A 24,245-nucleotide genomic window follows, 5' to 3' on the forward strand; every position below is an offset into this window, starting at 1 on the left:
GATACCTCAAGCGAATTCGAGGATCAGCGCATCGACCGCGAGCGTCGCGCCCGGCGTCGCGGCGACTTTCTTCACCACGCCGTCGCGCTCGGCCCGCAGCACGTTCTGCATCTTCATCGCCTCGATCACGGCGAGCGTTTCACCGGCCTTGACCTCCTGCCCTTCGGTCACGGCGATAGAGATCACCAGACCTGGCATCGGGCACAGCACCTTCTTGCCGGTGTCGGCGGCGGAGACCACCGGCATCAGGCGCGCGGCAGCCGCTTCGGTCTCGGTATAGACCTGAACCGGAATCTCGAAGCCCTGATGGGCGATGCGGAAACCATTCGGCAGCGGACGGACCTGCGCCACAGCGGGCCGGCCGCCGATGGTGCCGAACCAGACCGGCTCGCCCGGCTTCCACTGCGAACGCAACAGCACCGGCTGACCGGCATTGCCATCCGCGCCGATCAGGCGAACCGCGATGTCGTCGCCTTCGCGTCCGACCTCGAGCAGCACCTCGTTGCGATCGAGCCAGACCGCGCGGCGGCGTTCGCGCGAAACCGCCCGGCCCTGCATCTGGCCGGAAATCTGCCGCTTGCGCGCACCGATCACATGATCCACCGCCGCCGCGATCGCCGCGATGCTGCTGGCGATATCGCCTTCCGGCGTGCGCGCCGTGAAGCCGCCCGGAAATTCCTCGGCGATGAAGCCGGTGGAGAGATTGCCCTCGCGCCAGCGCGGATGATTCATCAGCGCCGAGAGGAATGGAATATTGTGGCGAATGCCGTCGACATAGAACGCATCGAGCGCCTGCGACTGCGCCTCGATGGCGGCGGCGCGCGATGAGGCGTGAGTCACCAGCTTGGCGATCATCGGATCGTAGTAGATCGAGATTTCGCCGCCTTCCTGCACGCCAGTGTCGTTGCGCACGGTGATGTCGTCCACCTTGCTCTCGGCGGGCGGACGATACTTCACCAGCCGTCCGATCGACGGCAGGAAGTTGCGGAAGGGATCTTCTGCATAGACACGCGATTCCACGGCCCAGCCCGTCAGCGTCACGTCCTTCTGCGCCAGCGTGAGCTTTTCGCCCGCCGCAACGCGGATCATCTGTTCCACAAGGTCGATACCGGTGATGAGTTCGGTCACCGGATGCTCGACCTGAAGGCGGGTGTTCATTTCGAGGAAGTAGAAGCTCTTGTCCTGCCCCGCGACGAATTCCACTGTCCCGGCGGAATCGTAGTTCACAGCCTTGGCCAGCGCGACGGCCTGCTCGCCCATCTTGCGGCGGGTGGCTTCATCGAGCAGCGGCGATGGCGCTTCCTCGATCACCTTCTGGTTGCGGCGCTGGATCGAGCATTCGCGCTCACCGAGATAGATCACGTTGCCATGCTTGTCGCCCAGCACCTGGATTTCGATGTGGCGCGGATCGACGATGAATTTCTCGACGAATACGCGATCGTCACCGAACGAAGCCTTGGCTTCGGCCTTGGCGAGGTTGAAGCCTTCCTCGACCTCGTCCCTGGAATGGGCAATGCGCATGCCCTTGCCGCCGCCGCCGGCGGACGCCTTGATCATGACCGGATAGCCGATCTCGTCGGCAATCTTCACGGCGTGCTTGCCGTCCTCGATTACCCCGAGGAAGCCGGGCACGGTCGAAACCTTGGCCTTGGCCGCCGCCTTCTTGGATTCGATCTTGTCGCCCATGGCGGCAATGGCATCGGGGTTCGGTCCGATGAAGACCACCCCGGCGGCTGCGAGAGCGCGCGGGAACGCCTCGCGCTCGGACAGGAAGCCGTAGCCCGGATGCACCGCCTCGGCGCCGGTCTTGCGGCAGGCCTCGACGATCTTGTCCATGACCAGGTAGCTCTCGGCAGCCTGCGGCGGCCCGATGAAGACCGCCTCGTCGGCCATCTCGACATGAAGCGCGTCGCGGTCGGCTTCCGAATAGACGGCGACCGTCTTGATGCCCATCCGGCGCGCGGTCTTGATGACCCGGCAAGCGATTTCGCCGCGATTGGCGATCAGTATCTTTTTGAACATGGAGTGATCTGGACCTTAAGGAACGGCGGGTTCGGGCCAGGCAGCCCTAAGCCGCAATCTGGCATGCGGGACCGGTTGTAACAATTCTGTCGCCGACAGAAACTACACCAAGCTACCGTCCGGCATAGCTGCCCTGAGCGGCAAATCGTCCGAAAGCGAGTCTCCCATGCGTCGCTCCATAATGCTCTTTTGCTTCGGTTTTCTGGCCTTGTCGTCCGCCAGCTTCGCGCCCCCGGCTTTCGCCCAAAACAGCCAGCCCCGCAACCTGATTTTGTTTATCCCCGACGGCCTGCGGGCGCTCAAGGTGACCCCGGAAACGGCCCCGGCCATGGCCGCCGTGCGCGACAAGGGGGTGAATTTCAAGAACCCCCATTCGCTGTTCCCGACCTTCACCATGGCCAACGCCTCGGGCATGTCCACCGGGCACTACCTCGGCGACACCGGCACCTTCAGCAACTCGATCTACACCGGCAAGCCGGTCACCTCGGTCGCGAGCCAGGCTGGCACGGTGGTGCCCTTCATCGAGCACGACCAGATTCTGCGGGAGATCGACGAGCAGTTCAACGGTGACTACCTCAACGAGGAAACCCTGCTCAAGGCTGCGCGCGAGGCCGGGTTCAGCACCGCCGCAATCGGCAAGGTCGGCCCCACGCTGCTGTTCGATCACACCGAGCGCACCGGCACCAAAACCATCACCATCGACGACCAGACCGGGGCGACCGAGAAGGACGGCAAGCTGATCGGGATTCCCCTCTCCGACGAAATGAAAGCAGCGCTAACCGCGGCCAATCTTCCGGATGCCGCGCCGGGACGCGGCGACAATGGCAAGGCGGGCAACTCCAAGACGCCCGGCACGACGGTCGCCAACACCAAGCAGCAGGACTACTTCGCGGATGTCGCCAGCAAGGTCGTGCTGCCGATGTTCAAGGCCCGCAACAAGCCATTCGTGCTGGTGTTCTGGTCACGCGACCCCGACGGCACGCAGCACAACCAGGGCGACAGCCTCAACAGCGTGGTTCCGGGCATCAACGGCCCCTCATCGCTCGCAGCTATCAAAAATGCCGACAACAACCTCGCGCAATTGCGCAGGGCGCTTGACGATCTCGGCCTCGCAGCCACCACCAACATCATCGTGTCGGCCGATCACGGCTTCTCGACCATCTCCAAGGAGAGCAAGACCAGTTCGACGGTGAAGAATACCTATCCCGACACGCCGGAAGGCTTTCTTCCGCTCGGCTTCCTCGCGCTCGATCTCGCCAAGGCGCTGGTCCTGCCGCTGTTCGCTCCGAACAACAAGAATGCGCCGGTCGGTGCGAATGAATATCCAAGGGCCGGCAACGGCCTGCTCGGCAAGGACCCGCTCAAGCCCGATCTCGTCGTCGCCACCAACGGCGGATCGGATCTGATCTATGTCCCGAACAAGGACCGCAAGCTGGCGGGCCGCACGGTCAAGGCGCTGCTCGAGCAGGATTACGTCAGCGGCATTTTCGTCGAGGACAGCCTGGGGCGTTTTCCCGGCACGCTGCCCCTCTCCCCGCTAAATCTGAAGGGCAAGGCCGTGACGCCGCACCCGGCCATCGTGGTCAACTTCCGCTCCTACGCAAAGGGGTGTGACGAGCCGACACTGTGCTCGATTTCGATTGCCGATACCATTCTGCGGCAAGGCCAGGGCATGCATGGCAGTTTCAGCCGCGGCGACACCATGAACTTCATGGCGGCCATCGGTCCTGATTTCAAAGCCGGCTTTGCCAGCGACCTGCCGGTCAGCAACGCCGATGTCGGCATCACCGCGGCTCATCTTCTCGGCCTCAAGCGCAAGGCGAAGGGTTCACTGATCGGGCGTGTGATGACGGAAGCCATGCCGAACGGCGTCACGCCGAAGAGCTACACCGGCACCATCGCCGGCAAGCCCGCGGCCAATGGCCTGCGGACGGTGCTGCAATTCCAGCGGGTGCTGGACCAGCGCTATTTCGATGTGGCGGGATTTCCGGGCCGGACCGTCGGACTGCCGGAGACAACAAAAACGGCAGGCGCCAGATAGCGCCTGCCGTTCTCTAACTTTGAAGCCTTACATGCCGAGGTCGAAGACGTTCGGCAGCGTATGAGCGAGCGGCATGGTCGCCGCGCCGATCAGGGTCGCGACCAGCCGCATCAGCGCGCGGTTGTTGCGGCGGGTGCCGCGCATCTGGCTGGCGATCCATTCCAGCACTTCGATGTTGACGCCGACTGCGGTGGTCGGCGCCCAGCTTTCGATCGCGGTTTCAGGCGACAGCGCAACCGAACGCGGCGGCACGGGCAGCCCGGAGGCCGCAGCAGCGTGATGGACGATGGCCTTGGCGAACAGATCGTCGAACTGGCCGTCGTCAGTGCGCTCGCTTGCGGCGCGGTTGATCTCGAACAGCGTTTCGGCTTCGGCGCGGCTGACCGGCTCGTTGGTGTTGGCGGCGGCATTGAGAATGCGCGCGCACCAGGCGGCGTCAGCGGCATCCAGCGCGCGGGAGAAATGAATCCGGCCCGTGGTCGTCGGCCCCTCACCCGTAATCACGCCATCGCGCACAAAAGCAAGCGCGTGAGCCGAGACATCGCGGTCTGCGGTGAGGCCGGTTTCGATTTTCCGGATCAGGTCGGAAAGCGGGGCATTGGAGATGATCTGGGCGGACGTCATGTTACTATTCTCTTGTTGTGTCCTGCAGCATTTTCACGCGGACGTAAACGAAGCATTAAGAAAGCGATTCGGGTGCCGCTTCTTTTCCTTATGGTTGCGGATTGGTCGCACTGACCGCCCGCGAGGTTCATTCATGACAACGGGAACCGGCGGCGTTGCGGCGCATCAAAGACAAATTCGAGGCATTGCAAAAAAGTGAGCGCGCCGGGCGCCGGGGATGAATTTTCAGTCATCCGCCTGAAAAGAGCAGAGCCTGCTGCAAACCCTTGCGCGCCTGGAAAGAACTTGTCGTTTTTGCCATCCCTCTCGCGAAAAGACAGGGAGCGATGTAGGGTGAGACACCAAATTTCCTAGAAACTCTAAGTACATGAGGCAGATTCATGACGATCCAGATTGGCGCGGTGGCCCCCGATTTCGAGGCCGACACCACCGAAGGGCGCGTTCATTTCCATGACTGGATTGGCAATAGCTGGGCGCTGCTGTTCTCGCACCCGAAGGACTTCACCCCGGTCTGCACCACCGAACTCGGCACGCTGGCGCGCCTGAAGCCGGAATTCGACAAGCGCGGCGTCAAGCTGATGGGCATCAGCGTCGATCCCGTGGACCGTCACGCGAAATGGGGCGAGGACATCAAGGAAACCCAAGGCTATGCACCGAACTATCCGATGATCGGTGACACCGACCTCAAGGTCGCCAAGCTCTACAACATGCTCCCGGCAGACACCGCCGGCGGCGCCGATGGCCGCACCGCCGCCGACAACGCCACGGTGCGGACCGTGTTCATCATCGGCCCGGACAAGAAGGTGAAGCTGGTTCTGGTCTATCCGATGACCACCGGACGCAACTTCGACGAAATCCTGCGCGTGATCGACTCCCTGCAACTTACCGCCAAGCATCGCGTGGCGACGCCCGCCGACTGGAAACAGGGCGAAGACGTCATCATCGCCGGCTCGGTTTCCGATGAGGAAGCCAAGACGATCTATCCCGGCGGCTGGAAATCGCCGAAGCCCTACATCCGGATCGTTCCGCAGCCGAAGTGATCGCGGGTCACAATACAAGCAATACAAAAAGGGGACGCAGCCGCGTCCCCTTTTCATTTCACTGACGAATGGCTTGGCCGATCACGCCGCCCGCACATCATTGAGGAAGCGCTCGACCTCCGCCTGAAGGTGGAGGCTTTCGCCACTGAGAGCCTGTGCCGAGACGAGGATGCCGTCCGACGTCTCGCCGGTCTGCTTCGCGCCATCGGCGACCTGTCCGACATTGACCGCGACTTCGCTGGTGACGCTTGCCGCCGCCTGAACGCTTCTTGCGATTTCCTGGGTTGCCGCGCCCTGCTGTTCCACAGCGGCGGCGATGGACGTGGCGATATCGCTGATCTGCTCGATGGTGTGCCCGATTGCCTTGATCGCAGACACCGACTCCTGGGTCGCCGACTGCATATTGACGATATGGCTGGCGATCTCGTCAGTCGCCTTTGCAGTCTGTCCCGCAAGGTTCTTCACTTCCTGTGCGACCACGGCAAAGCCGCGCCCCGCTTCGCCGGCCCGCGCCGCCTCGATGGTGGCGTTGAGCGCAAGCAGATTGGTCTGTTCGGCAATCGAGGTGATGAGTTTTACGACATCGCCGATGCGATCACCCGCGCGCGACAATTCCGCCATCCGCTCGTCGGTCGCGGCCGCCTGCTTCACCGCGCTGGAGGTAATCCCATTGGATTCCTGAACCCTGCGGTTGATTTCCGCGATGGAGCTGGTGAGTTCCTCCGAGGCCGCCGCGGCGTTGCGCACATGCTCCGAGGCCTGTGTCGAGGCGCTGGCGGAGGCCTGGGACAGATGCGCCGTACTGCGCGCAGTGTCCGTCAAGTTTTGCGCCGCAGTCTCGAACTCGCCTGATGAATGAAGCACCTTCTTGACGATGCCGCCGACGTTGGACTGGAATTCATCCACGAAGTTTCTCAATTCGGCTTTTCGCCTTTCGGCGGATTCCGCCTCCGCGCTCTTTCGTTCCGCTTCGAGGCGGCGGCGTTCCAGCGAGTTCGACTTGAACACCCCGATGGTGCGGGCGATCGAGCCAATCTCGTCGTACCGATCGACGTGTTCGATCGCGACGTTGGGGTTGCCTTCCGCAAGCGAGGTCAGCGTATCGGTGACGGACCGCAGCGGACGTGTCACGCTGCGCACCAGCAGCATTGTCAGGCCTAGAACAAGCAACGCGCCGACAACGGCGGCGGCCACCATCATCGCCATGGCGTGCTGAAGCATCGCGTCAAGCGGGTCAGTCGGAATTCCGACATAGAGAATGCCGATCACCTTCCCCGCCGCATTGAATACCGGCTGATACGCCGTCATGAAGCTCTTGCCGAACAGGACCGCCGGGCCCTTGTAGGTCTGACCGGCCCGCACGATCGCCTGCGCCGGATGATCCGGGGCCAGCTTTGTCCCGACGGCGCGGTCGCCGTTCTCTTTCTTGACGTTCGTCGTGCGGCGGACGAATTCCTTGCTCGCGTCGTCATAGACAAAAATCGTCGCATTGCCGCCGACATAGGATACGGCGCGATCCACCGTCTTGTGATCCTTGAAATCCGGCATCGCCGGGATTTCGGCGCGGCTGAGGTTGCCGTCCTTGATGACGACCTTGGCATCGGGCGTGGTTTCGGCGAAAGCCAGCGCCAGTGTGCGCAGACTGGTTTCGATATCAGACTTGCCGCGCGCCTCGAACTCCTTGCTCAGGGACCAGTAGGCCGCGCCCACCACCATCGAGGTGGTGATCGCAATCAGCAGCGCCGCGCAAATCGTGGCTTTCGCGCCCAATTTGAACTTCAGAAAATCAGGGGATTTCTTCCCGGAACCGAATGCCATTGCATCGCCCTTTCAAAGCATTCCGATAAAAATCGAGACACTCTGACAGTTTATGTTTACCGTTTCATTAACTGTTCGCTAGGCGATCGGACGCGGCGAAAAAAGAAGGATCGCAACCACTGATGACGAGTTCGTCTGCCCCACCCGTCATTGTCTGGTTCCGCGACGATCTGCGCCTGTCCGACCATCCGGCGTTGCACGCGGCGGCGGAGACAGACGCTCCGCTGGTGTTGCTCTATGTGCTGGACGAGGAAAGCACTTCGCTACGGCCGCCGCGTGGACGCGCAATCGGCAGCGCGTCGCGATGGTGGTTGGCGCAATCGCTGAGAAGCCTGCAGGCCAGTCTCGCGGCCCGCGGACAGACTCTCGTGCTGCGCAGCGGCGCAGCAGCCCGAGTCATTTCCGATCTCGCGCAGGATATCGAGGCCGCAAGCGTTCACTGGATCGAGAGCGACGTCCCCAGCCAGTCCGCCGTGGAGCGCGATGTGACGGCGGCTCTCAAGGAAATCGGCGTTCAGGCGCGAGGTTTTCCGGGCGACCTGCTGGTCAAGCCGGCGAGCCTGCGCAACAAGGAAGGTCGGGGCCTGCGTGTGTTTACGCCGTTCTGGAAGCGGGTCCTCAGTCTCGGCGATCCGCCGCAGCCTCTGCCCGTGCCGAAAAAGCTGAAGCCCGGCCCCGCTGTCGCGAGCGACGACCTCGCCTCCTGGAATCTCGAGCCGAAACATCCCGACTGGGCCGGTGGCTTGCGCGACACGTGGACGCCCGGCGAAAGCGCCGCGCAGACACGGCTTCACGATTTTCTCGAGACCGGCATCAAGGGTTACGCCACCCTGCGCGACCGGCCGGATCGCGACGGCACCTCGCGGTTGTCGCCACATCTGCGGTTCGGTGAAATCAGTCCGCGGCAGGTGTGGCATGCCGCGAATTTCGCGGCGGCTCAAAAACCCGACATTGCAAGCGATGTCGGAAAATTTCTGAGCGAACTTGGCTGGCGCGAATTCTCGCGTCACCTGCTATTCGATCTTCCCGATCTCGCCGAAAAGAATCTGCAATCATCGTTCGATGCGTTTCCCTGGCGGCGCGACGCCAAAGCGCTGCGCGCCTGGCAGCGCGGCCGGACAGGCTACCCGATTGTCGACGCTGGCATGCGCGAACTCTGGCACACCGGCGTGATGCATAACCGCGTGCGCATGGTGGTCGCATCGTTTCTGGTCAAGCACCTGCTGATCGACTGGCGGCACGGCGAAAAATGGTTCTGGGATACGCTGGTCGACGCCGATCCCGGCAGCAATCCGGCAAGCTGGCAGTGGGTGGCGGGCTCGGGTGCGGACGCCGCGCCCTACTTCCGCGTGTTCAATCCGGTGCTGCAGGGCGAGAAGTTCGATCCGGACGGCGCCTACGTCTCAAGATGGGTGCCGGAACTGGCGCGCCTTTCGGCAAAACTGATTCATCAGCCATGGGAAGCCACGCCGATGGAGTTGGCCGCCGCCGGTGTCACGCTCGGCGAAAACTATCCGGAGCCGATGGTCGATCACAAGGCCGCCCGCGCCCGTGCGCTTGCGGCCTACGCCAAAACGCGAGAACCCTAACCTCGCGCCCTTGCTGTGCTCTTGTTCACCAGCAGCACTGCCGCCGCGCAGATCACCATGCCGGCAATCGAGAGACCATCCAGCCGCTCGTCGAACAGCAGATAGGCCATCAGCGCCGTGACGCTCGGTACGAGATAGAACAGGCTCGCCACCTGTGTCGCGGCGGAGTGGCGGATCAGCCAGTAGAGCAATCCGATCGATCCGATCGAGAGCACCACGACCAGCCACGCCAGACTCAGCACGAATTCGCGATTCCAGACGATCACGCGCGTCTCGAACAGCCACGCGCCGAGCGCGAACAGCGCAGCCGCCGACAGAAACTGGATTGCGTTGCCCGAACGCCAGTCGATCCGGCTGCAGTAGCGCTTCTGATAAAGCGTGCCGAGCGTGATGCTGACCAGCGCGACACCGGTCGCGAGCCAGCCCCAGCCGGCCTCGCCTTCCATCGAGCGGCCGTGCAGGACAATCAGCGTGCCCGCAAGCCCCATCAGCAAGCCGGTCCATTGCAGCGGCGTGACGCGCTCGCCCAGCCAGCGGTTCGCCAGCGTAGATGTGAGGATCGGCTGCAGTCCCGGGATCAGCGCTGACAATCCGGCCGGAACAGAATGAAAAATCGCAACCGCCGTTCCGCCAAGATAAAAGCCGTGAACCAGCAATCCGGACACCGCGCTGTGAAAAATGTCGGCGCCTTTCGGCCATGACGCACGGGAGACGGCGGCGATCAGCCCCATCAGCACCGCTGCAAGGACCATGCGCACCGCGAGATAGGTCAGCGGTTCGGCCCCCGCCAGCACATACTTGGTGCCGATAAATCCCGTGCTCCACAGCACGACAAAGACCGCCGGCGCGGCGCGCGCGGCGATCGAGTCGAATGTCGCTTGAGGGGCCGATGTACTCATTTGCGCATCTGCTTGCCCGATCCTATGGTGTCGGGCAATCGACAAATATGCCGGGCCATGCTTTCAAAAAATGCAGACCCGGACACACAAAACAGAGGTCTGTTTCATGGATGTTCGTGCCGCCGTCGCCACCGCAGCCGGTCAACCGCTGGAGATCACCACCGTTCAACTGGAAGGCCCCCGCGAGGGCGAGGTGATGGTCGAGATCAAGGCGACTGGCGTGTGCCACACCGACGAATTCACGCTGTCCGGCGCCGATCCGGAAGGCCTGTTCCCGGCCATTCTCGGTCATGAGGGCGCAGGCGTCGTGGTCGATGTGGGCCGTGGCGTCACCAGCGTGAAGAAGGGCGATCATGTCATTCCGCTCTATACGCCGGAATGCCGCCAGTGCCCGTCCTGCCTGTCGCGCAAGACCAACCTCTGCACCGCGATCCGCGCCACGCAGGGCCAGGGCCTGATGCCGGACGGCACATCGCGCTTTTCGCTCGGCGGCAAGCCGATCCACCACTACATGGGCACCTCGACTTTCGCAAACTACACCGTGCTGCCGGAAATCGCGGTGGCGAAGATCCGCGAGGACGCGCCGTTCGACAAGGTCTGCTACATCGGCTGCGGCGTCACCACCGGCATTGGCGCGGTGATCAATACCGCCAAGGTCGAGCAAGGCGCGAAAGCGATCGTGTTCGGCCTTGGAGGCATCGGACTGAACGTGCTGCAGGGCCTGCGCCTTGCCGGCGCGGACATGATCATCGGCGTCGACATCAACAACGACCGCAAGGCCTGGGGCGAGCGCTTCGGCATGACGCATTTCGTCAATCCGACCGAAGTCGGCAAGGACCTCGTCGCGCATCTGGTCAACATGACGAGGACAAAAGAAGACCAGATCGGCGGCGCGGACTACACGTTCGACTGCACCGGCAATGTCACGGTGATGCGTCAAGCGCTGGAAGCCTGCCATCGCGGCTGGGGACAGTCGATCGTGATCGGCGTCGCGCCCTCGGGCGCGGAGATCGCGACAAGGCCATTCCAGCTTGTCACCGGCCGCGTCTGGAAAGGCACGGCATTCGGCGGCGCGCGCGGCCGCACGGATGTCCCGAAAATCGTGGACTGGTATATGCAGGGAAAGATCCAGATCGATCCGATGATTACCCATGTGATGCCGCTCAATGACATCAACAAGGCGTTCGATCTGATGAAGTCGGGCCAGTCGATCCGCGGCGTCGTGACGTTCTAGAAGCGGCCCGGTCCGCATAACGAATTGCACGTAATCTGCTTCACCATGCGACGTCGTCCCGGCCAACGGATCGGCGCAAAGCGCCGTCCGATGACAGGCTCCGGCCGGGACCCATAACCACCGAACAATGTGATGACTGCGAGAAAGCTGCTCCAGCATCTCCCTTAAATCGACCGCTCAGGGAGTATGGGTCCCCGCTTTCGCGGGGACGACCGGAGAGAGATTTCGGGAGAAGGCGGGAAAATCGTACGGAACGACCTGAGAGAGAGCGCGCGCGAAGCTTAGAAAAATTCTTCCGGGCACGGATCGACGATGCGCCAGAGATCGGCGCCATTCTTGATCTTCTTCATCTCGTTGGTGAGGCCGCCGTTGCGGCTGATCCACGATTTCACGGACGGCGGATAATAGGACATCAGGTCCGATGTCCCCTCGCTGCTATTGACCTTGATGCCGAAGGTCCAGGCCTTGTCATAATAAGCCTGATGGAATCCAAGGCTTGCACGCGGCGTTACACAAATCTTGTTCAGCGGCACGATACCGAACACCATGGTGCATGCCGAATTGCAGATGCCGTCGATGATGACGCGCTCGCCCTTTGCCCGGATGCGCGCGTACTTCGCCTTGTACTCCTCCACATAGCCGCCATGGTCGCGCGTGATGCGCAGGTCGGCGCGCGCCGGCATTGCGGCCAGCAGCAACAGAGCGACAGACACAAAAACGGCGATCCGCATGAAGATCCGAAGCGACAATAAAATCTGAAACAGACGGTGACGGCCTTGTCGGCTTCATCAACACCAAGACTCTGGCGGGACTGTGTTTGATAAAGCGTTAAGCACGACAGCCCGGCGGTCTGCTCCGCACGGCACAGAAGCAAGTATCTGAATTATATCAGGTTTTTCCTGATTTCGAGCAACGCCGCAAACGGCGCGGGAGCGGATGGCCATGGGCCGCCCGCTCCCGCATCAATTGTTCGTCCTGCTTACTTCTTCGGCCGGATCGCGTCCGCCGTTCCCTGAATGAACGCGATGATCTTGACCACATCGTCGTCACTCAATTTGCCGGTGAAATCCGGCATGCCCTTGTCCATATGCGGCCCCTTGAACACGAAGTTCTTCAGGTTCGCGATGGTCTCGGCGCCGACATAGCCAAGATTGCGGACGTTGCCGCCCTTGTCGACGCCCGGCACGCCATGACAGGTCACGCAACTGCTGACATACAGCAGCGTGCCCGGGCCGACGTCGGCCGGATTGTATTTCACGCCTTCGAGCAGGTTTTCCATCTGGTACTTCGTGATCTTCGGCAAAGGAGCCTTGCCGTCCACCGCGAAGGTGTAGACCGTGCCGGGATTGTCGCCTTCGGTGGCGCGTGCGGCGATGCCGAACACGCCGCCCCAACCGACCGCGACAGACACATACTGCTTGCCGTCGACCATATAGGTCGAAGCCGCAGCAACGACGCCGGTGCCCGTCGGCGACTCCCAGAGCTTGTCGCCGGTCGTCGCATTGTAGGCGATGAAGCGGCCGTCAGCGGTTCCCTGGAAAACGAGATTGCCGGCAGTGGTCAGCGTTCCGCCATTCCACGGCGCAACGTATTCCTGCTTCCAGGCCTCCTTCTGCTTCACCGGGTCCCACGCAATAAGCCGCCCGAACGGCAGGTTCTTCGGCGGAGTCGCGTTCAGAACAAAGCCGGTGTTCCAGCCGGTATTGCCGCCGAAATCGCCGGGCTGGTTGGCATTGTGCTTCCAGCCTTTTTGCGGCGTGAGGTTCAGCGGCACGCCCTGCGCGGGTAGATAGACCAGCCCGGTCATCGGATTGAACGACATCGGATGCCAGTTGTGAGCCCCGTAAGGACCCGGGATGGCGTCCATCCCCTTTTCAGGATCGCGCGCCGCGGCAACCTCGATCGGCCGGCCATTGGCGTCGTATCCCGTCGCCCAGTTCACATCGACGAAGTTCTTCGCTGAAATGAACTTGCCGTTGGTGCGATCAATGACGAAGAAGAACCCATTCTTCGGTGCGTGAAGGATGACCTTCCTCGGCGCGCCATCAATGTTGATGTCGGCCAGGATCATCGGCTGGGTCGAGGTATAGTCCCAGTGATCGCCCGGTGTTTCCTGATAATGCCAGACATACTTTCCGGTGTCGGCATTCAGCGCGACAATCGATGCGAGATAGAGGTTATCGCCGCCGGCGGGACTGCGAAGATGCCGGTTCCATGGCGAACCGTTGCCTGTCCCGATATAAACGAGATTCAATTCGGGATCGAAGGTGATGGTGTCCCATGCGGTGCCGCCGCCGCCGTTGACCCAGTATTTTCCAGCCGGATCCCAGGTTTTGGCGGCCTTCTCCATCGATTCGTCTTCGTAAGGCTTCGATGGATCGCCGGGAACGATAAACCAGCGCCAGGCCTGATTACCGGTCTCTGCATCGTAAGCGGTGACATAACCGCGCGCGCCGTATTCCGCACCGCCGTTGCCGATCACCACCTTGCCATTCACCACACGCGGCGCGCCGGTGATGGTGTAGGAATGCTCCTTGTCGAGCAGCGTATCCTTTTCCCAGACCTTCTTGCCGGTCACGGCATCAAGCGCGATCAGCCGGCCGTCATAAGCACCGACAAAAACCTTGCCCTTGTGAAGCGCGACACCGCGATTCACGACGTCGCAGCAGCCTTTGTAGCCGATGGTGCGCGGCACCTCCGGATCGTAGGTCCAGATCTTCTTGCCAGTGCGAACGTCGATCGCATGCACCACGCTCCACGAGGCCGTGACATACATGATGCCATCAACGACAACCGGCGTTGCCTCGACGCCGCGCGAGGATTCCAGATTGTACGACCAGACCAGGCCCAGATTCTTCACGTTGTCGGTGTTGATCTGTTTGAGCCTGCTGAAGCGGGTTTCGCCAAGGTCCAGACCCACGGCCGGCCAATCGTTCGACGTGGCTGCGTTGGCCTTGATCGAATTCTGATCGACGGCGGATGTCACAGCCTTGATATGTTCAGGCGACCCTTTGGCGGGCGATTGCGCCGAAGCGCCGGAAAAACCGGCGAACGCAGCAACAACAGACGCAAGAATCAAAAAACCCAGCGGTGAGCGCTGGGTTGCGGCATTTGCGGAAAATTGTCGGCGAGCAGACGGGCTGGCAAGACGGATCATGCATTCCTCCCATGGCCTCTCACGGGCCTGAGCGAATGTTAGACTCAATCCAAAGTCCGTCAACGAAACCATGTTGCGCAATGCAGCGAACGCCAGTGCATCGTGCAGTGCATGATGCACACGAGAGCGAGACAAAATTAGCAAGAGATGTTTTCAAACAAGCGATTGAGAATGAGACTGGCGTGACAAACCTCGTCGCAAAAGATTGGTTTCATGATCATTTTCGGGGTGGATTTCAGGCTGCCATTGGCTATGGTGCGCCCCTCAGCGCTCCTAGCTCAGCTGGATAGAGCATCGGATTTCGATTCCGAGGGTCGGGAGTTCGAATCTCTCGGAGCGCGCCAATCCCCTCAAAAAGAGCGTCTCGCAGCATCCGCGACGACGCACGCCTGACCGATCCGACTTGCCGAGGACCACGCCGGCCCTGCCCGCGCCCCCAATTATGACAATCATAAGTCGATGATGGGAATTGCAAGTCGGCAAATGTTTCGGCATGGCTTGCGACGTATTGCACTGCGGTTTCCGCAAATATGCGCTTCAGCCGAATCGGAACGCCGAGCTATTTGGAACGGACGTCCAACGTCGGGAGAAAACGGTGAGCATCGAGGGACTTCTGCCGTCAAATGCCGAGCACAGGTTTTATCAGGGCCTTGCCGCGACCTGCGTCGCCAATTGCCTGCAGGCGGCCAACTTCCTGTCTGATCGCTTTCTTCGACGCGCCTATTATGCACCGGCAAGGATCGAGGAGCTTTACCGCAACTCAATGAACAGTGCGTTCTCCGCGCGGGAAGCATTTCTGGTCACCGGCGCACCACATGCTTCGGCCTATTATCCGCGCGACTTCGCCTGGTTCTATCCCGACGTTCTCGACCCGCAGACCATTATCGATTCACAGGACGCAGCCCGCCGAATTCATCTCCTTGAAAAAAGCATCCGGCTGATGTTGAACGCCGTGCGTTCCGGCATCGTTACGACGACGCTCATTCCGGTGAAGCGCAATCGCTACATCGGCGCCAACTATTTCGCCCAGCCCTCCGACACGCTTCTCGGCGTGCAGACCGGCCTGGAGCAGATGATTCGCGCCGACCTGCGCATCTCATCCTTTGCGGACATGGCAATTGCCGCCGAAACCGGCCGCTCGTTGCTGGGCGAGTATCGCGCCGATCTGAAGACATCGGTGCTCGGCCTCGCGCGAAGTCTCAAACCTTATGAGGGCAACGGAATCCGCACCCTGCTTTGCGACGTCCGCGCGCCTCGTTCGGCGGCAACCGATACCCGCGCGGAACGATTGCGCTTCGTCACCAATGCGAGCGTTTACGCGACCTTCCAGCAGAGCATCCGGCTTGGCATCGTTGATGAAAGCGAGCTGGCGGCAGCTCTCGGGCGCGACCTTGCGCAGTACAAGTCCGAGTTGCTTCACCTGTTCGGCCGTGACGGCTACATCCGGCATAGTCTGGATTGCGTCGCGGAAGCCCCTGCCTTCTCCATCGCGCTCGATTTCGTCAATGTGCAGCACGGATTCTGGGATTTCAGGAACGAGACGGAGCGCGCGCTGTTCAGCGCGACCACCGACCTGATCCTCGCCGAGCCACGCTTCCGGATTCCCGAGACCTTCCACTTTTTCGTCTCGGCGGATAATCCGCGCAAGAAACTGATCCACCGGATCGCCACGCCGTCCTATCAAGGCCGGTCGGCTTGGCCGACATTCAATGTCGAATTCGCCGACCGAATGCTCGAACACGATGAATTCTCCGGTGCCGAAAGATACCGGCCCTACGCCCGCGAAATCCTGCGTCATATCCATCAAGCGACCGAAACGCATGGCGGGTATCAGGAACTGCTATCGGAAAACGGCCTCCAGTACCGCACATGGGCCTATCGCGGCGCCATCGCGCATTCCTGGTTTCCGCGTTTCCTGAGTGTATGGAGCCGCGCCTTCAATGCACCGCTGATCGACTGGTCCCAGCCGTCATTGTGATTGCGGGGCTGTGGTCCGCGCAATCATCTGCCCAAGTTCTTCAAAATGCCGTTTGCGCGGCGAGCTTCTGCGCCACGCCAGCCCGATCACCCGCTGCGGCTCCGGATCGGCAAACCGCATCAGGCGAATGTCGCCTCGCCTGCTCTCAAGCGGCACGGCAAGCTCCGGCAACAGTGTCATGCCAAGACCGTTCGCCACCATCTGCACCAGTGTCGACAGGCTCGACGCCCCGAATGTGTTGATGTTTTCGATCCGCCGCAGGCTGCAGAACGCCAGCGCCTGCTCGCGCATGCAGTGCCCTTCTTCCAGCAACAGCAGCTTTTCCCCCTCGAGCAGATCGGGCGTGGCCTTCACGCGGTTCGACATGCGGTGAGATGCCGCCATCGCCAGCAGGAAGCGGTCATCGAACAGACGGACCGTCTCGATGTCGGGATGTTCGACCGGCAGCGCGAGCAGCAGCACATCGAGCTGCCCGTCGAGAAGTTCGCTCAACAGCGACTGGGTCTGGCTTTCGCGAATATGCAGATCCAGATCGGGAAACGCATCGCGCACCATGGGCAGAAGCTGCGGCAGAATGTACGGCGCCACCGACGGGATCACCCCGAGACCAAGCGGTCCGGCGAGCACGTTTCCCTGCTGGCGTGCGACATCGACAATATCACGCACATCCGCGAGCACCCGCGCGGCGCGTTCGGCGATTTCCCTGCCGCTTTCCGTCAGCATCACGCCGCTGCGGCCGCGCTCCAGAAGCTGGACGCCGAGGAACTTCTCAAGCTCCTGAATCTGCATCGACAGCGCCGGCTGGGTGACGGCGCAATGCTCCGCGGCCTTGCCGAAGTGGCGCGACCGGGCGACCGCATCGAAATACTTGAGCTGCTTGAGCGAGACCATGTTGGATCAATTTTTCTTATCCAACTATGTCATTAATCCGGCCGCAGCTAATTGAAAAGCATTCTCTGAGCAACAGCCAGCGTTCAGGTCGCGTTGCCGTCCCTGCTCCACAAAGCCGCAACGATGGCATCCAGCCCGTCCGTCAGGGCGGCCGGCCCGGGCTGCAGGATCAGCGGAGATTTGATTTCGACAATCCGGTTATCGCGGACGGCGGCAATGGTGCCCCATCCGGGCCGCTGGCGAATTTTGGCGGGCACGACCTTCTTTCCGCACCAGGAGGCAAGGATGACATCCGGATTGGCCGCCGCCACCGCGCCGGGCGCAACAATGCGATCCTTCGCGGCCTTCGCCTTTGCAAGTTGCGGAAAGACGTCCTCACCGCCCGCGATAACGATCAGTTCCGACACCCAGCCGATACCGCTGATCAGCGGATCGTCCCATTCCTCGAAATAGACACGCGGACGGCTGAAGCGCTTCACCGACGCAATCTGCGCAAGGCGCTGCTCGAATTGCGTCGCCAGCTCATCTGCCTTTGCGGATTCGCCGATCAATCCGCCGAGCGTGCGGATCATCGCCAGAATTCCGGCAATGTCGCGCTGGTTGAAAACATGAACCGCGACGCCTGCGCGCACCAGATCGGCCACGATATCGGCCTGCAGGTCGGAGAACGCCAGAACCAGATGGGGATCGAGCGCCAGAATTTTCGGCACATCCGCCGAAATGAACGCCGAGACCCGCGGCTTCTCGCGCCGGACCTGCGGCGGCCGCACGGCATAACCCGAGACGCCGACAATGCGATCCTGCTCACCGAGCAGGTACAGCGTCTCGACCGTCTCTTCGGTCAGGCACACGATCCGTTGTGGTGGAAATGTCATCAACGATCTCAACAGATCTGAATGCGGCGGTACCTGACTAGGCCGCCGCCGCGCTCGTGCCAATGCGCCCAATGCCGGGTATCTTGATCGCGGGACGGCGGATGTCGATGCCGAGAACGGCACCCAGCACATTCAGTTCCACACCTTCCAGCCAGCCAACGGTGATCCCGAGATATCCGCCCAGCGTCGCGCGTACACCGGTGCCGGAGGGCGTGCGGCCAAACCACGCGCCATCATAAGGAAAGTCCTTCCCGATTGCTGTGGGCGGCAGCACGGCCTGCGTTTCAGGGACGGCGTCAATAATCGCTGCAACGAATGTATTCGAGTTCGGGCCGGGCCAGGCTCGATAGTCGCCGAGATTGCGATACTTGTAGCTCTCGATTGCCGCCTTGATTTTCGGTATCAGAAGCGATGCGCGCTCGCCGTCGGCGCGGAACACTTCCTCGGGGACCTGCCCGAACCAGCGTCCGTCCGCCACAAATCCGTTCACGCGAATCGGCTCACCCCATGCCGTATAGTCGTAACGGCTGTAGCGCGAGGCCCCCTGCTCCTTGAACACAATCCAGGAATGCACGGCGACGATGCCGCGCCAGCGAACCGTGCGCGCGGCATAGATGCGAACGGCGGCTTCAGGATGCTTCGCAGCGTCTGGCAAAACGCCGGCGCTGGAGCGATCGGCAGCATACCAGTTGGCCGAAGCCCGATCACTGACGAAATAGGATGCGGCGGAGACGCCGATGGGTGCGAACAGAAGAACCAGAAACGCAGCCAGAATCATCTTCCACAATCTCATCGGACACCATGAGAAACGCATATTGCGTACCTGAGGATGGTGATCCAAGGCGGTGGATTCAATGGGCCGGAAGGCGTCAGGGCCGCGCGACGTCGAAGACATCGCCGTCATATCCCGCTTCAAGCGGAATGCGCAGGCGCGTGGTTCCGTCCGCATTGCGGCTGATCTCAGGCACCACGGTCACGACAGACATCGTGCGGGCGTGGTTCATCGCCGCCTGCGCGGTGCCCAGCTTGTCGAGCTTGATCAGGTTGCGGATGGTCGGAAACGGAAGATTGTAACGTCCTGATTCTGCTGCTTCGAGCGCTGCCTTCGGCGACAGCCAGACCGAATCCACCGACTCCTTCCCGTCATGTTTGCCGACCTGATCGGGCGGCGCGAGCGCCAGCAGGAAATGCGTGTCGAAACGCTTCGGCAGCTTCACCGGCGTGATCCAGTGCGCGAACAGCGCCAGGAGATCGATCGCCGGGACGAGATCATGCTGTCGCAGGATGTCCGCGAAACTGACCTTGCCTTCGTCAAGCGCCTCGCGTTGCGCGCCCAGCGCATCAGCTTTCTCCGCGGACACCAGCGCGGACGATCCCCGTGGACGCGCCAGAAGAATTCCGCTTTCCTCGAAGGTCTCGCGGATGCCACCGATGCGGATCGCCGCCGTGTCGATATCGAGACCGCCTCGGTCGCCGACCAGCGCCGGATCGGCCGCGACTTCCCGGTCGTTCGGATCCATGCTGCCGCCCGGAAACACCAGCGCGCCGGAGCTGAACTCGATCTGGCGATTTCGCTGCACCATGAAAATTTCCATACCGCCGCCCGCTTCGCGCAACAGCAGCACGGTGGATGCGACACGCAGGGCCTTCGACGGATCGGGAACGCTCATGGTGCTGCTCATCAGATGTTGGCCCGCTTGTCGAAACGTGCAACGCGGGACAGAAGATAATCCACTTCGCTGCGCGCCAGCGCGCTCATGCTCGATCCCGGCTTGCGCTGCGCATCGGAGGCGATCTTGCCGCGCTTCTTGAGCACATATTTGCGCACCGCCAGGCCCACGCCGGGCTGCTGCTCGTAGCGAATCAGCGGAAGATGCGCGTCGAACAGGTCGTGCGCGGCATCGCGCTTGCCCGCCTTGGACAGATTGACCACGTCCACCAGCATGTCCGGGAAGGCGTAGCCGGTCATGGCGCCATCGACGCCCCGCTCCATCTCGAAATCGAGGAACAGGCCGCCGTTGCCAACCAGAATGGAAAGCGGACGCAGCGAACCGTCCTTCTGGAAACCGCGCAACGCCGAAATCTTTTCCAGCCCCGGCCAATCCTCGTGCTTGAGCATCACGCAGGACGGACTGTCCATCACGATCTTGCGGATGACCGATGGCGTCATCACCACCGTCAGCGTCAACGGATAGTCTTGAAGCACCCACGGAATGTCGCTGCCGATGGCTTCGCTCGCCTGCCGGAAATAGCCGGTGATCTGCTCGTCGGTGCGTAGATGCGGCGGCGGCGCGATCATCACGGCGGCGGCACCCGCGTCCATCGAGGCTTGCGCCAGCCTGCGCATCTGGGCGAAGCCCGGCGCGGAGACGCCGACGATGATCTGCTTGTCCTTCGCGCGCTTGATGAAGCGGGTCGCGACCTGCAGCGATTCATCCGCCTCCATCTTCGGCGCTTCGCCGAGAATGCCGAGCACGGTGACGCCGTTGCATCCCACCTCGGCATAGAAATCCGTCAGCCGATCGATGGAGTCGAAATCGATGCGGCCATCGTCAAAAAACGGGGTCGGTGCAATGGCGAACGTGCCGCTCGCCTCGGAGGTCAGCTTCATCATGGTTTCCGGAACTAGACTTTGCGGGCTGCCATCTTATCGTGTTCGTCGAAGAAAATCTCGCCGGCATGGCTGAGAATATCCTGCGCCTTCCACGATCCGCCGGGCTTCCAGCCCTCCATTTCCATCATTTTCATCTCGCGGACGCCGCGCGGCCCGGACACGCCGAGCACCTTGCCCGTTTGCTCACCGGACAATGAACTGACCATGTAAAGCACGGCAGGCGCAATCTCGTCCGGCCCCATCGCCGCCTTAGGATTTTCGATATAGCGCGGCAGGTCCGCGGTCATGCGAGTCAGTGCGCCCGGAGAGAGCGTCCAGACCCGGATGCCGTGCTTGCGGCCTTCGATGGTGAGCACATTGCTCAGCCCCCAGATGCCGCCCTTGGCCGCGCCGTAGTTGCTTTGGCCGAAATTGCCGAGCAGGCCTGAAGTCGAAGACGTGTTGACGATGACGCCGCCGCCGTTGTCCTTCATCCATTTGAAAACCGGCAACGTGACGCAGAAGGTGCCCTTCAGATGCACCTTCATCACCTTGTCCCAGTTCGCCTCGGTCATCTTGGCGAACGTGCCGTCGAGCAGAATGCCGGCGTTGTTGACCAGAATATCCGCACGCCCGAACTGCTTGATCGCATCGTCGAACACCGACTGCCCGCCTGCCATGGTCGAGATGTCAGCGCCGTTGGCATAGGCGCGGCCGCCTTCGGCCTTGATCGCATCGACAACCTTCTGTGCCATCGACGTGTCGGCACCGCTGCCATCGCGCGGACCGCCGAGGTCGTTGACAATGACCGCAGCCCCTTCGCGCGCGAACAGCTTCGCATAGGCTTCGCCGAGCCCGCCGCCCGCACCCGTGATGATCGCAACCTTGCCGTCGAGCAGACCCATCGTTTCCTCCGCTTCTTTTTATTAGGCGAGAACGGTTTTTCCGTTCTTGATGACGGTGACGTTGCGGCTCTTCACCCGGCCTTCGAGCGAAATCACGTTGCCGTCCTTCCAGAGATCGAACGACACGGTTTCGCCGGGGAACACCGGCGACGAGAAGCGGGTCACATGCTGTTTGAATGCGGCCGGATCGTAGTCCGCATAGGTCTGCAGCACCGCGCGGCAGCTCAGGCCGTAGGTACACATGCCATGCAGGATCGGACGATCGAACCCGGCCTTCTTCGCAAATTCAGGGTCGCTGTGCAGCGGATTGCGGTCGCCGCAGAGCCGGTAGATCAGCGCCTGATCCGGGCGCGTGGAAATATCGACGGTCATGTCCGGCGCGCGCTTGGGGATCGCGTGCGGCTCGGGCTGCCCTTCGGACGGACCGCCGAAGCCGCCATCGCCGCGCGCGAACTGAGAGGCGATCAGCGTGGCGAGATCCTCGCCCTTGTCGTTCTTGAGCACGGTCTTGCGCAGGATCACCGCGCCCTTGTCCTTGCCCTTGTCGAACACGCCGAGGATGCTGGAATCCGCCGTGATGTTCGCTGCGATGGGCAGCGGCTTGTGGAAGGTGATGTCGCGCTCGCCGTCCACCACCATGACGCGGTTGACGTCGATAGGACCGGCACTCGCGCCCCACGCGGCGACCGACGCATAGGTCGGCACCACCTTGAGTTCGCGCGGCGTATAATAGCCCTCGTTGACGAAAGACAACTCTTTCTCGTCCATCGGATCGGCGCCCATGCCGATGCCGTAGGCGTAGAGCATCACCTCGCGGTCGGTCCATGAATACTTCTGGCCGACATTTTTGAGCGCCATCACCTCATCGTACTTGATCGGCATGCTTTTGTTTCCTCGTTTTATGTCCTCATCCTGAGGAGCGCACTCTTGTGCGCGTCTCGAAGGATGAGGTTATTGTCGTGTCCTCATGGTGCGAGACGACGCGAGGGGTCTCCTCACCATGAGGAATTCTGCACTATGCTACCGGGGTGAAGAACGGCAGCGGCGCGCCGTCAGTCGGCTTGAACACGACCTTCACGCGCTGACCGATTTTCAGCGCCGCCAGGTCGCAGTCCACGAAATTGGTCAGCAGCGACGGGCCCTCATCGAGCGTGACATAGCCGATGGCGTAAGGCCCGCTGGGCGACTTGCGCATCAGGCTGTAGCTGTAGATCACGCCCTCGCCCCTGCTCTCTTCCCATACGGTCTGATCCGAGAAACACACCGGGCAGATCGAGCGCGGAAAATAATGCGGCTCACCGCAGGCGGTGCAGCGCTTGATCAGGAACTTGCCTTCCTTCGCCGCGTCCCAGAACTGCGTGGTTTCGGGATTGCCCGTCGGGGCTGGATACCTTGGCTTGTCAGTCATCACACGCGCTCCAGAACAGCGGTCGATGCCGCATGCCGCACACCGAGCAATCCGCCAGTGCCATGCACCAACGCAAGATCGCAATTCGGAACCTGAACTTTCGGATGCGCCTCACCGCGCAACTGCCGCACCGCCTCGATGATCTTGGTGATGCCGCCGCGGTTGATCGGATGATTGTTACACAGCCCGCCGCCATCGGTGTTCCACGGCAGCTTGCCGACACCGGAAATCAGGTTGCCGTCGGCGACGAACTTGCCGCCCTGCCCCTTGGCACAGAAGCCGAGGTCTTCAAGCTGAATCACCACGGTGATGGTGAAGCTGTCATAGATCGAGGCGTACTTGATATCCTTCGGCGTCACGCCTGCTTCGGCGAAAGCCGGAGGTCCGCTCCACACACCTGCCGAATAGGTCAGGTCGAGCTTGCGGCCGCCGTTCGGGCCTTTCAGCGATTCGCCGTGGCCGGTCAGGCGCACCAGCGGACGCTTCAGCGACTTCGCGATTTCGGGCGTGGTGACGACCAGAGCGCCGCCACCATCGGACACCACGCAGCAATCGAGCCTGTGCAGCGGGTCGGAGATCATCGGCGAGTTGAGAACATCCTCAACCGTGACCACATCGCGCAGCATCGCATGCGGATTGTATTGCGCATGATGCGAGGCGGCGACCTTCACCCAAGCGAGTTGTTCACTGGTGGTGCCGAACTCATGCATATGGCGCATGGCGCACATGCCGTAAGCGTTGTGGGTTGTCGCGCCATAGGCGGCCTCAAAATCGACTTCGGCGCCGAACGCACGCGGCGGCATCGGGCCGGTGCGCGGCTTTCCGGCCAGCGTGATCAGCGCAACCGAACACTTGCCCGCGGCAATCGCCTCGGCGGCGTGGCCAAGCGCGATGATGTAGGAGCACCCGCCGGTCTCGGTGGAATCGAGATGACGCAGTTTCAGGCCGAGATAATCGGCCATCGGCATCACGCCGCCGGGCGCGTCACCCGCGCAAAAATAGCCGTCGACATCGGCCTTGGTCAGGCCTGCATCCTCCAGCGCGCCCTTGGCGCATTCGGCGTGCAATTGCGCCGTCGACTTGTCCGGCGCATGCCGGGTGGGATGCTCATAAATCCCGGCGATATAGGCTTTACCCTTGATGCTCAACGTCATCTCCGCTGTTTGCTCTC

At 61.8% G+C, this 24,245-nt stretch carries 20 protein-coding genes and 1 tRNA gene; 6 read left to right on the forward strand and 15 right to left on the reverse strand.

Annotation, left to right across the window (positions count from 1 at the left end):
• Nucleotides 1-6 precede the first annotated feature (6 nt).
• The gene (locus HMPREF9696_RS06725; protein WP_002712217.1) at nucleotides 7-2,022 is read right to left on the reverse strand and encodes an acetyl-CoA carboxylase biotin carboxylase subunit; all 2,016 of its coding nucleotides are present in this window, start codon (nucleotides 2,020-2,022) and stop codon (nucleotides 7-9) included.
• 166 nt (nucleotides 2,023-2,188) lie between these two features.
• On the opposite strand from HMPREF9696_RS06725, the gene HMPREF9696_RS06730 reads away from it, so the two are divergent.
• Nucleotides 2,189-4,063 (forward strand): alkaline phosphatase family protein, encoded by a 1,875-nt coding sequence (locus HMPREF9696_RS06730; RefSeq protein WP_002712218.1) that lies wholly within the window; start codon nucleotides 2,189-2,191, stop codon nucleotides 4,061-4,063.
• A 27-nt stretch (nucleotides 4,064-4,090) separates the two neighbouring features.
• Here HMPREF9696_RS06730 and HMPREF9696_RS06735 read toward each other — a convergent pair whose 3' ends face one another.
• On the reverse strand, nucleotides 4,091-4,687 hold the full coding sequence (locus HMPREF9696_RS06735) for a hypothetical protein (RefSeq protein ID WP_002712219.1): 597 nt from the start codon (nucleotides 4,685-4,687) through the stop codon (nucleotides 4,091-4,093).
• A 380-nt stretch (nucleotides 4,688-5,067) separates the two neighbouring features.
• Between HMPREF9696_RS06735 and HMPREF9696_RS06740 the strand changes: the two genes are divergently transcribed.
• Complete coding sequence (locus HMPREF9696_RS06740) at nucleotides 5,068-5,727, forward strand: peroxiredoxin (protein ID WP_002712220.1); 660 nt, start codon at nucleotides 5,068-5,070, stop codon at nucleotides 5,725-5,727.
• A gap of 81 nt (nucleotides 5,728-5,808) precedes the next feature.
• On the opposite strand, the gene HMPREF9696_RS06745 is transcribed toward HMPREF9696_RS06740, so the two are convergent.
• Nucleotides 5,809-7,545, reverse strand: coding sequence for a methyl-accepting chemotaxis protein (locus HMPREF9696_RS06745; RefSeq protein ID WP_002712221.1), 1,737 nt, complete (start codon nucleotides 7,543-7,545; stop codon nucleotides 5,809-5,811).
• A gap of 122 nt (nucleotides 7,546-7,667) precedes the next feature.
• Between HMPREF9696_RS06745 and HMPREF9696_RS06750 the strand changes: the two genes are divergently transcribed.
• Nucleotides 7,668-9,134: a cryptochrome/photolyase family protein gene (locus tag HMPREF9696_RS06750; RefSeq protein ID WP_002712222.1), complete on the forward strand. Its 1,467-nt coding sequence runs from the start codon at nucleotides 7,668-7,670 to the stop codon at nucleotides 9,132-9,134.
• On the opposite strand, the gene HMPREF9696_RS06755 is transcribed toward HMPREF9696_RS06750, so the two are convergent.
• A complete protein-coding gene (locus HMPREF9696_RS06755; protein WP_002712223.1) occupies nucleotides 9,131-10,033 on the reverse strand; it encodes a DMT family transporter in 903 nt (300 codons plus the stop codon). The two genes, HMPREF9696_RS06750 and HMPREF9696_RS06755, sit on opposite strands and share 4 nt — an antisense overlap.
• Nucleotides 10,034-10,139: 106 nt before the next feature.
• Here HMPREF9696_RS06755 and HMPREF9696_RS06760 point away from each other — a divergent pair, with 106 nt between their 5' ends.
• Nucleotides 10,140-11,267, forward strand: coding sequence for an S-(hydroxymethyl)glutathione dehydrogenase/class III alcohol dehydrogenase (locus HMPREF9696_RS06760; RefSeq protein WP_002712224.1), 1,128 nt, complete (start codon nucleotides 10,140-10,142; stop codon nucleotides 11,265-11,267).
• Nucleotides 11,268-11,548: 281 nt separating this feature from the next.
• Here the strand turns inward: HMPREF9696_RS06760 and HMPREF9696_RS06765 are convergent, their stop codons facing one another.
• On the reverse strand, nucleotides 11,549-11,998 hold the full coding sequence (locus HMPREF9696_RS06765; protein ID WP_002712225.1) for a hypothetical protein: 450 nt from the start codon (nucleotides 11,996-11,998) through the stop codon (nucleotides 11,549-11,551).
• A 248-nt stretch (nucleotides 11,999-12,246) separates the two neighbouring features.
• Nucleotides 12,247-14,424 (reverse strand): PQQ-dependent dehydrogenase, methanol/ethanol family, encoded by a 2,178-nt coding sequence (locus HMPREF9696_RS06770; RefSeq protein WP_002712226.1) that lies wholly within the window; start codon nucleotides 14,422-14,424, stop codon nucleotides 12,247-12,249.
• 267 nt (nucleotides 14,425-14,691) lie between these two features.
• Between HMPREF9696_RS06770 and HMPREF9696_RS06775 the strand changes: the two genes are divergently transcribed.
• Together HMPREF9696_RS06775 and HMPREF9696_RS06780 are read left to right on the forward strand one after the other, a co-directional pair.
• A tRNA-Arg gene (locus tag HMPREF9696_RS06775) sits at nucleotides 14,692-14,768 on the forward strand.
• A gap of 251 nt (nucleotides 14,769-15,019) precedes the next feature.
• Entirely contained in the window at nucleotides 15,020-16,402 is a 1,383-nt protein-coding gene (locus HMPREF9696_RS06780; protein WP_002712227.1) for a hypothetical protein, read from the forward strand.
• Here HMPREF9696_RS06780 and HMPREF9696_RS06785 read toward each other — a convergent pair.
• The 9 genes from HMPREF9696_RS06785 to HMPREF9696_RS06825 all read right to left on the reverse strand — a co-directional run bounded on the left by HMPREF9696_RS06785 (nucleotide 16,394) and on the right by HMPREF9696_RS06825 (nucleotide 24,222).
• A complete protein-coding gene (locus HMPREF9696_RS06785; RefSeq protein ID WP_002712228.1) occupies nucleotides 16,394-17,293 on the reverse strand; it encodes a LysR substrate-binding domain-containing protein in 900 nt (299 codons plus the stop codon). The two genes, HMPREF9696_RS06780 and HMPREF9696_RS06785, sit on opposite strands and share 9 nt — an antisense overlap.
• 83 nt (nucleotides 17,294-17,376) lie before the next feature.
• The gene (locus tag HMPREF9696_RS06790) at nucleotides 17,377-18,168 is read right to left on the reverse strand and encodes a cobalamin-binding protein (protein ID WP_002712229.1); all 792 of its coding nucleotides are present in this window, start codon (nucleotides 18,166-18,168) and stop codon (nucleotides 17,377-17,379) included.
• 37 nt (nucleotides 18,169-18,205) lie between these two features.
• Nucleotides 18,206-18,946: a DUF3750 domain-containing protein gene (locus tag HMPREF9696_RS06795; RefSeq protein ID WP_002712230.1), complete on the reverse strand. Its 741-nt coding sequence runs from the start codon at nucleotides 18,944-18,946 to the stop codon at nucleotides 18,206-18,208.
• Nucleotides 18,947-19,037: 91 nt separating this feature from the next.
• Nucleotides 19,038-19,838, reverse strand: a complete 801-nt coding sequence (locus HMPREF9696_RS06800) for an NUDIX hydrolase (RefSeq protein ID WP_002712231.1) — start codon at nucleotides 19,836-19,838, stop codon at nucleotides 19,038-19,040.
• Nucleotides 19,839-19,849: 11 nt separating this feature from the next.
• Complete coding sequence (locus HMPREF9696_RS06805; RefSeq protein WP_002712232.1) at nucleotides 19,850-20,779, reverse strand: dihydrodipicolinate synthase family protein; 930 nt, start codon at nucleotides 20,777-20,779, stop codon at nucleotides 19,850-19,852.
• Between the two features lie 14 nt (nucleotides 20,780-20,793).
• Entirely contained in the window at nucleotides 20,794-21,666 is an 873-nt protein-coding gene (locus HMPREF9696_RS06810) for an SDR family oxidoreductase (protein ID WP_002712233.1), read from the reverse strand.
• A 21-nt stretch (nucleotides 21,667-21,687) separates the two neighbouring features.
• Nucleotides 21,688-22,548 carry a MaoC/PaaZ C-terminal domain-containing protein gene (locus HMPREF9696_RS06815; protein ID WP_002712234.1) on the reverse strand — a complete coding sequence of 287 codons (861 nt, stop codon included), beginning with the start codon at nucleotides 22,546-22,548 and terminating at the stop codon, nucleotides 21,688-21,690.
• A 133-nt stretch (nucleotides 22,549-22,681) separates the two neighbouring features.
• The gene (locus HMPREF9696_RS06820; RefSeq protein ID WP_002712235.1) at nucleotides 22,682-23,074 is read right to left on the reverse strand and encodes a Zn-ribbon domain-containing OB-fold protein; all 393 of its coding nucleotides are present in this window, start codon (nucleotides 23,072-23,074) and stop codon (nucleotides 22,682-22,684) included.
• Complete coding sequence (locus tag HMPREF9696_RS06825; protein ID WP_040301866.1) at nucleotides 23,074-24,222, reverse strand: thiolase domain-containing protein; 1,149 nt, start codon at nucleotides 24,220-24,222, stop codon at nucleotides 23,074-23,076. The genes HMPREF9696_RS06820 and HMPREF9696_RS06825 overlap by 1 nt, the downstream gene beginning before the upstream one ends.
• Between the last annotated feature and the right edge of the window lie 23 nt (nucleotides 24,223-24,245).

This window comes from Afipia clevelandensis ATCC 49720 (genome assembly GCF_000336555.1).
GTDB classification, from domain to species: Bacteria; Pseudomonadota; Alphaproteobacteria; order Rhizobiales; family Xanthobacteraceae; genus Afipia; species Afipia clevelandensis.